14 protein-coding genes are annotated in these 16,085 nt (G+C 33.6%); 3 read left to right on the top strand and 11 right to left on the bottom strand.

What is annotated here, in order from left to right; genetic code table 11:
- Window positions 1–476: 476 nt before the first annotated feature.
- Complete coding sequence (locus ACW2QF_RS10470) at window positions 477–2,657, bottom strand: alpha-amylase family glycosyl hydrolase (RefSeq protein ID WP_455715950.1); 2,181 nt, start codon at window positions 2,655–2,657, stop codon at window positions 477–479.
- 109 nt (window positions 2,658–2,766) lie between these two features.
- Between ACW2QF_RS10470 and ACW2QF_RS10465 the strand changes: the two genes are divergently transcribed.
- A complete protein-coding gene (locus ACW2QF_RS10465) occupies window positions 2,767–3,687 on the top strand; it encodes a LacI family DNA-binding transcriptional regulator (protein ID WP_455715949.1) in 921 nt (306 codons plus the stop codon).
- A 48-nt stretch (window positions 3,688–3,735) separates the two neighbouring features.
- Here the strand turns inward: ACW2QF_RS10465 and ACW2QF_RS10460 are convergent, their stop codons facing one another.
- The 5 genes from ACW2QF_RS10460 to ACW2QF_RS10440 are packed head-to-tail and all read right to left on the bottom strand — an operon-like array spanning window position 3,736 to window position 9,602.
- A complete protein-coding gene (locus tag ACW2QF_RS10460; protein WP_455715948.1) occupies window positions 3,736–4,359 on the bottom strand; it encodes a starch-binding protein in 624 nt (207 codons plus the stop codon).
- A complete protein-coding gene (locus ACW2QF_RS10455) occupies window positions 4,356–6,083 on the bottom strand; it encodes a glycoside hydrolase family 13 protein (RefSeq protein WP_455715947.1) in 1,728 nt (575 codons plus the stop codon). Before ACW2QF_RS10455 ends, ACW2QF_RS10460 begins: the two co-directional genes overlap by 4 nt.
- A gap of 18 nt (window positions 6,084–6,101) precedes the next feature.
- Window positions 6,102–7,382: a sugar ABC transporter substrate-binding protein gene (locus ACW2QF_RS10450; protein ID WP_455715946.1), complete on the bottom strand. Its 1,281-nt coding sequence runs from the start codon at window positions 7,380–7,382 to the stop codon at window positions 6,102–6,104.
- 41 nt (window positions 7,383–7,423) lie between these two features.
- Window positions 7,424–8,251, bottom strand: coding sequence for a sugar ABC transporter permease (locus ACW2QF_RS10445; RefSeq protein WP_455715945.1), 828 nt, complete (start codon window positions 8,249–8,251; stop codon window positions 7,424–7,426).
- A gap of 4 nt (window positions 8,252–8,255) precedes the next feature.
- Window positions 8,256–9,602: a carbohydrate ABC transporter permease gene (locus ACW2QF_RS10440; protein WP_455715944.1), complete on the bottom strand. Its 1,347-nt coding sequence runs from the start codon at window positions 9,600–9,602 to the stop codon at window positions 8,256–8,258.
- A gap of 357 nt (window positions 9,603–9,959) precedes the next feature.
- Between ACW2QF_RS10440 and ACW2QF_RS10435 the strand changes: the two genes are divergently transcribed.
- Window positions 9,960–11,009 (top strand): tyrosine-type recombinase/integrase, encoded by a 1,050-nt coding sequence (locus ACW2QF_RS10435; protein ID WP_455715951.1) that lies wholly within the window; start codon window positions 9,960–9,962, stop codon window positions 11,007–11,009.
- A gap of 211 nt (window positions 11,010–11,220) precedes the next feature.
- On the opposite strand, the gene ACW2QF_RS10430 is transcribed toward ACW2QF_RS10435, so the two are convergent.
- The 4 genes from ACW2QF_RS10430 to ACW2QF_RS10415 all read right to left on the bottom strand — a co-directional run bounded on the left by ACW2QF_RS10430 (window position 11,221) and on the right by ACW2QF_RS10415 (window position 14,484).
- Window positions 11,221–11,739 carry a hypothetical protein gene (locus tag ACW2QF_RS10430; RefSeq protein ID WP_455715943.1) on the bottom strand — a complete coding sequence of 173 codons (519 nt, stop codon included), beginning with the start codon at window positions 11,737–11,739 and terminating at the stop codon, window positions 11,221–11,223.
- Window position 11,740: 1 nt separating this feature from the next.
- The gene (locus ACW2QF_RS10425) at window positions 11,741–13,945 is read right to left on the bottom strand and encodes a peptidase domain-containing ABC transporter (RefSeq protein ID WP_455715942.1); all 2,205 of its coding nucleotides are present in this window, start codon (window positions 13,943–13,945) and stop codon (window positions 11,741–11,743) included.
- Window positions 13,933–14,142: a cysteine peptidase family C39 domain-containing protein gene (locus ACW2QF_RS10420; protein ID WP_455715941.1), complete on the bottom strand. Its 210-nt coding sequence runs from the start codon at window positions 14,140–14,142 to the stop codon at window positions 13,933–13,935. Before ACW2QF_RS10420 ends, ACW2QF_RS10425 begins: the two co-directional genes overlap by 13 nt.
- 144 nt (window positions 14,143–14,286) lie before the next feature.
- Window positions 14,287–14,484, bottom strand: a complete 198-nt coding sequence (locus ACW2QF_RS10415) for a hypothetical protein (protein ID WP_455715940.1) — start codon at window positions 14,482–14,484, stop codon at window positions 14,287–14,289.
- Between the two features lie 241 nt (window positions 14,485–14,725).
- Between ACW2QF_RS10415 and ACW2QF_RS10410 the strand changes: the two genes are divergently transcribed.
- A complete protein-coding gene (locus ACW2QF_RS10410; RefSeq protein WP_455715939.1) occupies window positions 14,726–15,460 on the top strand; it encodes a hypothetical protein in 735 nt (244 codons plus the stop codon).
- A 70-nt stretch (window positions 15,461–15,530) separates the two neighbouring features.
- Here the strand turns inward: ACW2QF_RS10410 and ACW2QF_RS10405 are convergent.
- Window positions 15,531–16,085: ATP-binding protein (locus tag ACW2QF_RS10405; protein ID WP_455715938.1), on the bottom strand; the 555-nt coding region annotated here is incomplete at its 5' end.

Here is a 16,085-nt window from a genome sequence, read left to right as displayed (position 1 = left end):
ATCATGCTATAATTTTCTATTCATGTATTTATCTATATTAATTACACTAATTATCCTCTTAATCATTTATTATTCAATTTATTCACATAACAATTTGTTAATTTATTAACAATAATTAATAATAAAATTATATATATGTTCTACAAATCCATACGTCACATAATCAATCTAACTTCCTCCAACTTTCGCTGAACAATTTACCACAATCCGTTCTGCAATATTATAGAACTTATAATAGAAATCTTTCAAAATCAACTATAATAAAGAAAACCAACAAACTCTATCATATTAATTTGAATAGAATTTGTTGGTTTACTAAATTAATCAGGTATCACTATCTGACAATTACTGCACTCTCCTACGCACTTATTTCCTAATTTAACCATGCTCATGTAACTCAAGCAGCTTGAGAAATACAATATTTACCATGTTGTCAAGTTTCAAAATCTCATATGAAAATATTGTAAAATCCTACATTAACTTTGCCAATCCACACTATAAACCTGTGTACCATCTGAAGGAGTGACAACCTTATGATTACTTCCACTTTCCCAGATTACATTTCCGCTTGCATCTTTCTTAATAAATTTGTACTCAATTGTTGTTCCAGCTGGTACATTAATGTCATAGAACCATGTAGGATACACGCCAATTGTACTAGTGTTATTAAAGAAAGGACCAATAGCCTTAGAAGTATTCCAATTTCCAAGTTCAGCTACACTACCAACAATGTATACATTGCTCCCATAATCTGTTGTAGCGTTATTTACTTTGAATCTAACAGATATTTGCTTACCTGTTAATACTTCAAATCCACTATAGGAACTGCTGGAAGTTCCAGAAGATGTAGTAACTTTAATTGCATATTCCCCTGCAGTTACACTAGGAATGTACACTTTAATCTGTGAATCTGTCCAAGATACAACTTTTGCTGTAGTTGTTCCAAATGTTACGCTACCTTGTGAACTTCCAAAGCCTCTACCTGTTATTGTTACTGTATTACCTGCTACACCCATCATAGGATCAACATTACCAATTATAGGTGTGGAAGAACTACTTGCTGTATATTGCCATACAGCAGATTGACCTGCGCCTAATGTAAATGTATTAACTGCACCTGAGGAAGCTACTGTAATACTGCCTCCACCAAGAGTTCCTTTCATTACATCTGAATAAGTTCCTTGTGGAAGATTTGTATATAAACCTGAGATACTATAACTACTGCTTTGATTACGATTTACAGCTGTTACTACAACGTTATTTCCAAATTGACGTTCATAGATAAATACATCATCATTCAACCAACGTTCTTTTGTTGTTCCATACGCTAATGCAGGATTTGTTTTACGTAATGGTGAGAGGTAACTAATTACTTTATATGCAGTTGAATTTGTATTAAAGGAAGGCATATCCCCACGATTATAAGGATCTGTTGTTCCTGTTGCATATTGTTCTGAACCATAATAGATTGTTGGTACCCCACGTGAAGTAAGAAGTAATACATATGCATTTTCTACAGCACGTCCATTATTAGTTGATAATGTCATAAAACGACTCATATCATGGTTATCAATAAATGTTACTTGATCATTTACTTCCTTATAATCGCTGCCTGTTGCAGTTATAACACTACTTAAATCTTTCATAGTTGCGGATTTACTTCCAAGTGCATTACGCACTGCATTAGCAAATCTAAAGTCTAACAAGCTCATACCACTTGTATTAGCAAATTGGGTCATTTGAGTATCTGCTGTAACTCCACCATTGAACCACTCACCAAATACAAAAACTGGTTTGTAGGAATAGATTGAACTTAACCAATTCTTTTGCCAACCAAGTGACATATGTTTAACAGCATCAACACGGATACCATCTACTCCTAGATCAAGCCATTTTTGAATAGCTTCTTTCATATAACTATCAACTACTGAATTTTGTTGGTTTAAATCTGCTAATCCATACATACTGTGATATACGCAACTTTCGTATGTACTAAAATCTGTCCAACTTTCATGATTGAATAATCCTAATGAATCGTTCTTGAATCCTCCTAAGTATGTTCCATTTTTGTATAACGCACCATCTTCAGGAAATGTCATAGTCCCATATTCTGCTGTTGATGTATGGTTTGGAGCAAAATCAATTACAATCTTAATTCCTTTTGCATGTGCTGTGTTAATCATAGTTTGAAAATCACTTACAGAACCAAAATATGTATTAGTTTTGAAGAAATCCTTTGCCCAATATCCATGATAAGAAGCACAATTATTAGAAGGGTCAATTGTAGTGATATTCTCTACAGGTGATGAAATCCATAATGCGGTAACTCCCATTCCTGTAAAATAACCATCATTTAGTTTCTGCGTAATGCCTGCCCAGTCACCACCATGATACTTCTGTAAATTTGACTTATCAAATATACTTCCAGTTGGATTATTACTGGTATCTCCATCAAAGAAACGATCGGTCACAATTTGATAGATAACATCTGTTGAAAAGCTAGCTGTATTCGTTACTTCTGCATCTGTAGAAGTTGTCGCAGCTCTTACCGGTATATTAGTGGATATAATTCCAAATACAAAAATAAATACGAAGAGTAAACTAGTTAGTTTTTGTACAAATGAGTGTTTGTTTTTATTCCATTGTAAATTCATCATATTTACTCCTTTCAGCCCTCATATAGGGACAATAGATGTATCTGTTTATTGCTTTTCCATTTTTCACATGATACAATTAATGGTAAGAATATCATTATGGAGGTGTATCATGGGAAAGAAAAAAGCAACTATGCAAGATATAGCAGATTTATGTGGCGTATCTGTTGCCACCGTATCTTACGTAATTAATAACTCTGAAAAAGAACATATTAAACACGATACCCGCATCAAGGTTTTAGAGGCAGCGAAAAAACTTAATTATGCCCCTAATATTAATAGATGTTCAGCGCATCATCCTAAGAGTAATTTGATTGGTATAATAATTAACTGGAACAAACGCAACGCTCCTAGTAAGAAAATGCTTTATTATGATTTGGCAATCGAGCTACAGATGCAGTTGTCATTATTAGGTTATGACACCATCATAGCAACAACAAAAGCATTCGAGGAGGAAGCGGATATTATATCCAAACGTTCTCTTGATGCTGCCTTCATAATTGATATTCGGTCCGAAGAGGTTCGACGTGTCACAAGAAATTATTATGTACCAATTATATTTCTCGATTGTGAGATTAATGATCCTCTTTTTTGTAAAATATATCCCAATTATGAAGTAATTATTTCTAGAGCTAAGCGCATGTTACAAGAAGAAGATATCTTCTTAATAATGGAAGATATTTTGAATGAAGAAATTAAAGATATTATTACGAATACAATTAGACCCGATAGGATATTCATCAATGATATGAAAAACAATTTACGAGAGTTTCTTCTTCAGCATCAGAACGAAAAAGGGATTGTCCTAGGAGAGATTCTCGGTCTTGAGGTAGAGAGATATATCCGTAATGATCAAATTGTAGTGGTTACTTCACTCGATAAATCAAAACTTCTTTTACCCGATACAATGACAATTTCAATAAAAAACAAGACGAAGGCTATCACTGCTGTTAAAACATTAGAACAACTCCTTCGTCTTGTGTATGTGGGTACTCCTTGTAATCAGATCTTACTAAATCCTGATGCGGATTAAAGAGTCCCTCCTTTCATTACATATAATTTATATCTGATGCTAATAGGATTATTCTTTCCCCTTTTTCCTCTTACTAATAATTACAACACCAGCAATTACTACCACAACTACTACTACAGCAATGACTACATATAGAACTACATTGTTGCTATCGCTGTCTTCGTTTGCTACAGCTGGTGCTGAAGTTGTTTCAGCTTCAGGACCTTCTGGCCAACCAGCTTGTGGCTCTGTAGATGCAACTACATTTACACCACCACCCATGCCAGAGTCATTGAGTAGATTTTGGCTACCATTTGTAAGCCAATATGTTTTACCAGGTTCAAGATCTTTACAATCTGCTGTTTGTGCGCCTGAATTATTTGTGAATAATACTCCAATGCTCTCATCTGATGTTATTTCTGCTGAAAACCAACCATCACCTTCATCTGTCATTGGATCACCTGGCCATGCATTCTTAGCTAAATCCTTGGTAGTTTCTACAGTCCATGACCAAATATTAACGCTACCCCAAGAATTTTCATCATAATAGTAAACTTTAACTACATTTCCTGCATCTGATGATGTATCCGTCGCATCTGCTGCCTTAGCAAGTTTACTAGGTAATGCACACCCAATAATAACGAAAGCAAAAACTAATACGAAACTTAAAACCTTCTCCAAATTCTTTTTCATACACATTCTCCTTTACTAAATTTAAAATAATATGCCGTATAAGGCAATATCTTATTACAATCCATAGATTGATTTGATAAAAGATCAACACCGTTAGATTGCATGATATCTGTAGGTAATAACTGTTCCTCATTTGTTTGATTTATTACCACGTAGATCTCTGTATCTTGATAACTACGTTTCATAACAAACAGTTCCTTTGAACTTAGGAATGAAATCGTTCCATAACGAAGTGCGGGTTCACTCTTTCTGATTTCTATCAGCTTCTTATACCAATTATGTATATCATAATTCCACTCGTTACTATTCCAGTTGAATCCTTTTCTACAACCTGGATCATATCCTCCTGTTAATCCAATCTCTGTTCCATAATAGATACATGGAGATCCTAGGTACCCGAATATAAATGCTGCTGCATTCATTAGATTTTGTTTATTTTCCTTAGACATAAAGAGGAATCGCTCAGTATCATGACTATCAAGTAGATTAAACATCATTTCATTAATCAAATCTGGATATTTCATAAGCTGCATGGTGAGGACCTCTGAGAATGCTTTTGCATCAATATCGCCTTTAGCAAAATAATTAATTGCTTGATGCATAACGGGATAATTCATAACCGTATCAAATTGATCTCCTAGTAACCATGGCATGGAGTCATGCCATACCTCTCCTATAATAACTAGATCCTGATCCATATCTTTTACTGCTTTTCTGAACTCTCTCCAAAAACAATGATCTGGTTCATCTGCTACATCAAGTCTCCATCCATCAATCTGAAACTCCGTTGTCCAGTACCTTACTACATCAAAGAGATATTCTTGAACCTCTTTATTCGCTGTATTAAATCTTGGCATATAAGGTACATTTGCAAACATCTCATAATTTGGCTTCGTCTGGCTAACAGGAAACTCATAAATTCTGAACCAATCTTTGTATTTTGACTTTTCTCCATGTTCTAATACATCCATAAAAGGAGCAAATTTCTCACTACAGTGATTAAACACAGCATCAAGAATGATTCGAATCCCTTTTTCATGTGCTTCATTCACTAACTTACGAAATGTCTCTTTATCACCAAAATGTGCATCAATCTCCATATAATCAATCGTGTCGTATTTATGATTGGATATGGACTCAAATATAGGTGTCAAATAAATTGCATTAATACCTAGCTCTTGTAGATATGATAGATGCTTACGAATACCCTCTAAATCACCACCGTAAAATGACTTTGGAGTTGGATCCGAATCCCATGGAACAATATCATTTGGCGAAATCTCTGGATTACCATTATCAAATCGTTCTACAAAGATTTGATAAAATATAGCGTCACTAAACCAACTTGGTTTGTGTGGTAAATCTACATAATGTGCACTAGGATATTGGAAGAACAAACAATGTGCTCGATTATCATCAAAAGTATCTAAAATACCTGCTTCTGTATAGAAGATATCTTCATCATCTGTTATAACTTCAAAGTAATACCCTAACCGAATATCATCTTGTTTAATGTTATATTGATAATAGTCAAAATATTCATCCGATCCAATCTTATCCATGATTCGATATGTTTTATTCGCCCAATCAAATTTCACCCCGTAAAAGAGTCTTACCTCATTTACATCATCTTTTGCTGTTCGGAATCGAATTCTGATATCTGTTGTAGTGTATGGAAATGCGTAATTGCTCTTAGAGCAATGATATAGTGCTTCTCTGTTCATGTAATGCTCCTTTCTGTCTTACTCCGTTGCTAGTAGAGCATTCCAGTTCTCAATTGATTTTTTACGTGCATCTGCTGGTGTCAACTGACCGTCAAATACTGCACGATCGATTTCTTGAGTAATTGACCAAAAGTAAGAGATTCTAGAAACGCTAGGCATTGGTACGGAAGACTCAAATTGTTTTACGAAAGCTGGTAGATATGGATCATCTGATAATCCTTCTACATTATCAATGTTACTAAGTGTAGTAATACCATTGAATTCCTTATATAAAATACTTGCACCTTCATCACTAATTAAGAAGTTTGCTAGTAATTCTGAAGCAATTGGATATTTTGTAAAAGTTGATACAAAGGCACATTGTACACCTGCAAACGGTTTCAGTTGATTTCCTTGATAGGTTGGTAATGTTGTAACACCGAAGTTCATTCCACTTTCCTTAATCTGCGATACATCCCAAGGCCCAGTCATAAAATAAGCTACATTACCTTCCATAAAGCTAGCCTTTAAGGAGCTCTTATTATTTAGATCCGTTGATGAAATTGGCATAACATCATGTAAAGAGGCAATTAATTCTAGACCTTTTTCGTATTCATCTGTATCGAATCCTGGATTACCTTCATCATCTCCATTAACACCAAACAATTGAAATCCTTGAGCTGAAAGAAATGGAAATTCATAATACCCATCTCCAATCGTACATAGTAAGTAGAATTTATTATTAGCAGGATCATTGAACGTCTTTGCACCTTCCATAATCTCTTCTAATGTTGTTGCTGGAGTTTCAACTAAATCTTTGTTATAGAATAAACAGTTAACTTCAATTGATATTGGAACACCATACATCTTTCCATCATTTATAACTGTTTTCGTACCTGATTCTGCTACTTTGCTTTTAACATTATCTACTACTGCATCTTCAAGTTCCATGAATACACCCGATGATAATCCTTTTTGGAAATTATCATGGCCGGTTATAAATACATCTGCTCCTTCTCCAGAAGGACCACTTAGTGCAATTTTGTCAACTGTACCCATACCTTCTTGTGCAACAGTTACAGGAACACCATATTTTGCTTCAAAAGCTTTGGCAATTGCATCCCCATATTCTTTATTACTAGTCCAGAACACTAGTTCGGCACCCTCTTCTGGTACCATTTCATCTACAGTAGTAGCTCCACTACCAATAAATAACACTTCATCATCTTCTGGTATATCTTTCTTACAACCAGTTAAGCTACCAATCATTACTACAGATAAGATCACTGCAAGGATTTTCTTGCTCATATTTTTCTTCATAAACTCATCTCTCTTTTCTATTTATTTTAACTGACAACGTTTTACTCCTTCGATGCTCCTGCTACAATTCCTTGTACTAAGAACTTCTGGAATAATAGATACATAACCGTAATAGGCACTGCAACTAATACTGCTCCTGCTGCGAACAATGTAAAGTTTGCATTCTGATCGTTTGAAATCATGGAATATAAGCCCACAGCAACTGTCTTGTTCTTATTACCAGTTAATAATAGGTTAGGAATAATATAATCCATCCATGGCATCATAAATTGCGATACGGCACAATAAACGATAATTGGTTTAGACATTGGTATAATAATTCGTATAAATGTATTCATCTTACTACTACCGTCTATATATGCTGCTTCATCTAAAGATGCAGGTATCCCATCAATATACCCTTTTACCAACCATACATTGTAAGGAATCGCACCTGCTGCATAGAGAATTACTAAAGCAATTGGTTTATTTACAAGTCCTAATACAATGAATAAAGTGTATACTGCAGTCATTGATAAGAAACTTGGGAACATAGATAATACTAATAACGTAAGTAACCCTGTCTTCTTTCCCTTGAATTTAAATCTTGATAGAACCCAAGCGGTTAATAAAATTAAGATAACCGAAATGAAAGCATTTAACGTAGCTACGGTTAGACTGTTCACAAACCAGCTACCAAAATCAGTTTCTTTGAATAATCTTGTATAGTTCGATAATGTTAGCTCTTTAGGTATAAAACTAGCTGTTGATAAGTTCTGCCCTTTATTAAAGGAGGACATTACAATCCAAACAACTGGTATAAGAACTAGGAGGGATACTAGTATTAGTTCTGCATTAATTAGTATTGCTTTTACTCGTCTTTTCCACATGTTCTTACACCTCCTTGAAAGCTTGCGTTCTTTTAAAGTTCCATATAGAAACCGCTGCAATTAATATAAAGATCATAATGTTCATAACCGCTGCCATATCGTATAACTTCTGATTCAAGGTCAGCTTATAGATCCATGAAATCAAGATATCGGTATCTCCTGCAAACTGATAATTGGTGTTAACAGGTCCTCCCTCAGTTAAGAAGTAGATGATACCAAATCCGTTGAAGTTACCTGCAAGATTCATAACAATAAGTGGCGCTGTTGCTCGTAAAACAAGTGGCAATGTAATGTATCTAAATATCTTAAATCCACTGGCACCATCAATCTCTGCTGCTTCATTCAAGCTCTTATCTATATTCGATAACATACCTTGAATCATAATCATGAACATCGGAAATCCAAGCCATAGATTTACTACTAAGATGGTAACCTTCGCAATTAGCGGGTCTGATAAAAATGCAATTCTATGGTCAGTTAATCCTATGTCAACTAAAAACTTACTTACTGGGCCAAATTGTCCATTTAATAAATTACGAAATACTAATAAAGAAATTAATTGTGGGATTGCCCAAGGTAAAATCATAATTCCTCTATAAAGAGTTTTACACTTGGTATACTTACTATTTAATAAGATTGCTTGGAACATACCAAAGAAATATGTGGAGAATGTGGCAAGCACAGCCCAGATCACTGTCCATCTTAGTACGGAGAAGAATGTACTGGACCATATTGGTATCTGGAATAACTTCTTAAAGTTACTAAAACCAACCCAACTAATTAGGTTTCCTGGTGGTAAATGATTTGAATTATAATTTGTAAATGCTGTTAATATGGCAAATATAATAGGCATTACTACGATAAACATGATATATATTACAATGGGGATTAGTATTACATAGGCAAAGAATTTTGAATATGTATTTTTAAAATATTCCTTTGTAGTTGGACAATGTCCTGTTTCATCTAATAATTTACCTGTCTTATACGCATCGCGAATGTTGAAAATATAGATAGCAACCACTACCATGAGTACCATTAGTGCTATAATACCGGTTATTAATAACATAGTTGAATGGTCGCCATTTCTACCACCTTGTTTTTCACCTAATGTAATCAGTCCCCATATACCTTTTGAAAAGAACCCTCCATGTAGGCGAATTGAAAAATGCTTAATCTGTCCAGCTATTGCTTCTAGTAGATATCCACTGAAAATTTCTACTCCAACAAAAATCAACTGTAACAGAAACAGCAATAAACCTTTTAGTCTTTGTTTACATATAAAGAATTGACCAGATCCCCATATGATTATGGAGCATATCATACTTATTATCCGTTTTCTCTTATTCACTGTTTCTCATCCTTTCTCCTTGCCAGCCCATTTATTACCATCTTTAACTATATATTACTTCATCATATGTTTACAGTCAAGTATAATTGCACGAAAATATGTACAAATGTTATAATATTTTATGCACTTTTACCTATGGATTTTACTTAAAAAAATTATTTAAGTAGTCCTGTCATCTTCAAAAGCCTTGAAAATACAAGGTTTTTGCTAATACATACTTAATTTTCAGTTTAAGTAATTACTTAAAAAAATTTCGCAATTTTTTCTTCTTGTGATATAATAAAAGAAATCTATATAATAATTATATTATTTTAAGGAAGGAGCCATGCGATTTGTTGAATATGCATGGATACGATGATGAAAGAAAGAACCTATCATGAACAACTTAATATAGATAATACAAAGAAGCTACGCGAATTAATTAAGGATCTCCCTCCCTATGTAGCTACATATTTTCGAGGAATCGAACATACTACTGCACCACGAACTCGTATTGCATATGCGGTTGATCTACGCACCTTTTTTGAATTCATTCACCAGACCAACCCGCTGTATCAGCAAAAAGAGATTCGTGACTTTGAATTCGACCTATTAACCAAACTACATTCTACTGATATTGAAGAATATCTTGATTACCTTAAACTATATATAAAGGATGGGAAAGAATATACCAATAATGAACGTGGGATTAAGCGTAAATTAGCCGCACTACGTTCCTTCTATGGATATTTCCATAAGAACAAAATGATTAATGAGAATCCAATTCTACAAGTGTCGATGCCTAAACTTCATGATAAGGCAATTGTCAGGCTGGATGTAGATGAGGTGGCAACCTTATTAGACACCGTGGAATCTGGTAATAAATTAACGGATAAACAACAAGCATTCCATTCTAAAACTAAAGAAAGGGATCTTGCTATTATGACTCTTCTTCTAGGTACTGGAATCCGTGTATCGGAATGTGTTGGTTTAGATCGTAAAGATGTTGATTTTAATAATACGAGAATTAAAATCACTCGAAAAGGTGGTTATGAAACCTATGTCTACTTTGGTGATGAAGTTGCGACTGCACTTCAAGATTATCTTGTACTACGTAATGAGATCACTGCTGCCACTGGTCACGAAGATGCACTCTTCTTATCCATTCAAAAGAAACGAATGGGTGTTCGAAGCATTGAGCTTTTAGTGAAGAAATATTCTAGTACCGTAACCACGATGAAGAAAATCACTCCTCATAAGCTACGTAGTACATATGGTACATCACTTTACCGTGAAACTGGAGATATCTATCTAGTTGCTGATGTATTAGGACATAAAGATGTTAATACAACAAAGAAGCACTACGCAGCGATTGAGGAAGAACGTAGACGTAGTGCGAAGGATGCTGTGAAGCTTAGGGAAAATTAAAATAAGTAATGAGTAAAAAAAATTATTAAAAATTTGGACATATAGTGAACTTTATTTTAAAAAAGGGGCTGTGAAAAAACGAGTAATCGTTTTTACAGCCCCTTTTTCATAGTGATAATCAAAAGTTAATAACATTTCAATCATCAGGCTTACTTATGAAGTTTGGAAAGAAGAACAACCGTACTCATTTTTCAGAGCATAAACTACTTTGTTAATGTATCTTATCTAATATATAACGAAAATATGTTGTCTTATTACATAATATGGTAACGTTCGCCTCCATATTGTTTTTTATAGACACCTTTTCTCCCGACTTATCTGTCAAATAATTCTTTCCCAACAAGCAACTAGCAACGTAGTATTTCCGACCACTATTATTATCTACTACAACATCATCACTCATCTTATTGATCTTTGATGTTATTACACCATATTCATTTTTCGGCAACGATATGATTTCAATACGTACTTCTTTATCCTCTTTAATATTACCAATACACGTATTCTCAATATAGATATTACAAACATTATTCTTGGTATCAATTACTCCGTATGCATGAACAACAATATCTTTTGTAGCAAATTTTGACCATATTATGAGCGTTAATATAATGATTACGATGAAATACATGCTATATTTTAGCAGTTTAAATGAGCAGGAAGATTGATATGCATTTAGAAAGCTTTTTGTATCATTGATATCTTGTAAATTTTCTATCTTATATCTCATTTCATTGCCCTCCATCTCGTTTTTCTATAATTTCATCATCATCATCTGCAATACTCTGTTCTTTCCATAGCTTATAATAGTTACCTTTCAACCTCAATAACTCTTTATGACTTCCTGACTCAATAATACTCCCCTTATCCAAAACATATATTTTCTGACATTTCTTTATGGTACTTAGTCTGTGTGCAATTATGATAGTTGTAACATTTTTAGTACACTCATCTAAGGTATGTTGGATTGCACTTTCCGTGATCGAATCTAGATTCGAAGTTGCTTCATCCATAATTAAGATTTCTGGATTTCTGATCAGTGCTCTTGCAATTGATAATCTTTGTCTTTGTCCTCCCGATAGATTCGTTGCTTTCTCTTCAAGAGGTGTTCTATACTTCATTGGAAGACTTTCTATAAATTCGTGTATATGTGCCTTTTTACAGGCCTCAACGATCATTTCTTGCGTGACTTCTTCTGCTGCAAATTCTAAATTTTCTTTTATAGTTCCTGAAAAGAAGAACGAGTCTTGGGATATGTAACTGATCTTATGTCTTAATACTTCTTTATTGATACTATTAATATAGTAATTATTTAGCTGGATATTACCTTCTTCAACATCATAAAATCCCATTAATAACTTGGCAATTGTAGTTTTACCTGAACCACTTTCTCCGACTAATGCCACTTTCTCTCCAGCATGTATTTTCATATTAATATTGTTTAAAACATTTTCTTTCAGCCCATATGCGAAATTAACCTTATTAATCAGAATTTCTCCATATAGTGTTTCTGGTTTTTCATCATCTTCACTTGATCTTTCTAATTCCATATCAAGTATTTCACCTAAACGATCACTGGCAACGATTGCTTCTTGTATCTGGGGTTGTAGGTTGATTAGCCTAGATACAGGTTGTATAAAGTATGCAAGTAAAGCATTAAAGCTGATCAATTCACCGATCGATAACTCACCTTTCAATACAAGAGACCCTCCAAACCATAGTAGGCATATGCCAAACACACCACTTACAGTACTCATACATGTTTGCATAACGTTATACGTTACACCATGCCTTAAGATGCATTTCATAAACTTCATAAAGTTATTCTCTGTCTTTGTCTGTACAATTCCTTCACCAGTGAATGCTTTAACAGTTTCTATACCTTCCATGGATTCTACTAGATAAGAAGACATATTAGCATTCGCCTCCATAACATCTCTATTTACCTTTTTCAATGTTTTCTTGAATCCAAATACTAAAATCAAATACAATATAATTGGTATAAAACAAGTAAAGAATAGCTTTGTATTCTGTAGATACAGTATTAAGCCACCAATCACTGACATTAATATATCGATCATTAATGTCAAAGTCACTGATGAGATAGCTTTCCTTATCTTATCACCATCATTGAATCTAGATAAGATGTCGCCAACTTTTCTTGTTCCGAAGAAATTCATAGGAAGTTTTACTACATGATTGTAATAGCCTAGTAATAACGGAACATCGATATTTTGCGCCATATAGATAAAGAGTAGTTGGCGAAAGAATTCCGTAATAATCTTAAAGATTAAAAGTAATAACATGGCTATAGATAAGGCGTGCAGGTTGGCTGATAAGTTATTCGGTAGTATATCATCTATTAAGAACGCATAGTAAAATGAACCAGCTATACCAAGTACCGTAATCAGGATTGAGGCTATGAATATATTAACTAGTAACCCTTTCTGTACTTTGATCAATCCCCAGAATCTTTGAAAAAGTCCTTTTGTTTGATCCCCCTTTTCGAATCTAGCAGTTGGAGTTAGTAAAACTAGGACGTCTGTCCAGATCTTAAAGAACTCTTCGGGTTTATATTTCATTATTCCACGGCCTGGATCGGCTACTAGAATATATTTTTCAGTAATTTTATGTATTACAACGAAATGTAGCAAAACATCGTTGATAACTACGTGTGCAATCAATGGCGTAGGAAGATGATCAAAGATCTCTTCTTTTTTTTCGACTTGTACTGCTCTTGTACTAAATCCTAATTTAGTAGCAGCTTGTACAATACCATAAACAGAAGAACCTTCTAAGTCGGTTCCTGCAGACTCTCGAATCTTAGATATTGGCAATTTTAATCCATACTGTCTACACACAGTAGCTAGACAGGCTGGACCACAGTCTTGTATATCTTGTTGTTTTACACAGTGATATTTTTTTAGTATGTCCATATTTTCTCTTTTCTAAATATTTTAGTTTCTGCTGCCTGTACAATACCAAATACAGTAGAACCTTGCAAATCAGTTCCTGCCAATTCTCGAATCTTTGAAATTGGCAGTTTCAAACCATATTGTTTGGAAATTGTGGCAAGACAAGCAGGACCACAATCCTGTATATCTTGTTGCTTTATACAATAATATCTTTTCAATATTCAGTCCATTCCTTTACTATATATTAAGCATAGCAGTTATTAACTCCACTATGCTTAATAATTTAGTTCATTCCTTTTTAACTTTAAATAAGATGTATAGTAGATTTTTCACACAACTATATGCACTGTATTATATAGTCCTTAGAGATATTTAGTCTCTAGTATAGTTCCACTATCATTAAATTTAACCCATTTGTAAGCATCACTATTGTTATCAAGTTCATCCATCAAAGTATTATATGAAGTAACCTTTGCTATCAAAGAGCCATCCTTTCTAAAAATTTTATAATAGATTCCTCCAATAACTTGCTTTTGTTCCATAACTGATAAATTTTTCATGATAATTCCTCCATTCTTATTCATCCATATTATATTATTTTTTGTCGTATGTAATTAGCGCTATTTACAAATACAGTATATAATTTACAAACGATATTTTCAATAGCTTTGCATATCCAAATATTCCTATATTTAGTCCAATCATTCCTTGTCCATTGTAATTTAAAAATTAATGTTTATAATCCCAATTATGAAAGATCACAAATACTTTCATAATAATAATCTCAAGGAGGATAATCCAATGAAGAAATTAAGTAAACGAATTATTAGTATCTGTACCATATGTTTGCTTCTAGCAGTTGAATTAGGTGCAACTGCTTTTGCAGCTGGTGGCACAGGCCCCTACAGAAGAGTAAGTTCCAATGCAGGAACGAAATCACAACCATATACCTATATGGAAACAACCGTTACTCTCCCATCTAAAAGTAATATTAAAGAAAATGGTAATGATACCGCTTATGTATACATAGGAGGTTCTGGTAATGGTACAGAAATTGATGCAGGATTACAACATAGCCCAACTTATGATAACTGGGCACCAATTATCAGCTGTAATAAAGTAGTTAGCCATCCAACTGATACTGACAGATTTAAAGGTGGTCAAACTGTAAAGATGGTATTCTATGTTAGTGCAGACAATAAGGTTGTACTTCAAGTAAGCGGAACAACAGATAAAGGACAATATAAGACGATCACAACATACTGTAATACAGCCACTGGTTGGAAAGCAAATGGTATAGGTAATACTATGAAACGAGTAACATCGATTGGACAAAGTCCTGAAAACCTAAGCAGTGGTTCCTACATTTTAGGTGTAAAGTGGACTAACTCCTATATTGGGACTACAAGTAGCAAACACCAATGGCTTGCTAATGATACGCTAGCCAGCGGTTCGATCTGTTACCCTAATAAAACTAAAGTGCAGGTCAATTATGTGAATGCTGGTGAAGAAACCGTTTCAATCGATCTAAGATAACATTTCAAATCATGTTCCAATTTAGCAAAAGAATGGCTTCATAGATAATTAGAAGCCATTCTTTTTATTATCATCTTTCTTGTATTGTATTATATGATTGTTTCATGCTATCTTCAGGTATCAGCAAACTACATTTTAAGGTAAATATACCTTTATTTGCCCCAATCATAAATATTCCATTATACTTATTTACAACTTGCTTTATGTTTTGTAATCCAAAGCCATGTACTGCTTTATCATCTTTTGTTGTTAAGAGTTCATCATTAACGCATTCTATATCTTCTCTACACGAATTTTCAAAATAAAAATTCAGATAACTTAACTTAATGGTAATAATACATTTTATATATCTTTTATTAGCAGGAAGTTTTATACATGCTTCTATTGCATTATTCATAGCATTATTAATGACAATTGCTAAATCATAGTCTTCAATAGGTATATCATGACATACCGTTAGTTTTTGTATTATTTGTATTTCGTTAGTCCTCGCTTCTTTTAGCTTATAATCTATAAGAATTTCCATAAATGACGCATTCTTTTTAATTGTTTGATCGGTATCAATACTTTGTTCTAATAACTTGAGTATATAATATTCAGCTCTATTGATATCATGTTCTATTAG

The organism is Anaerosporobacter sp., from assembly GCF_965301125.1.
This window is presented reverse-complemented; position numbering and strand designations above follow the sequence as displayed.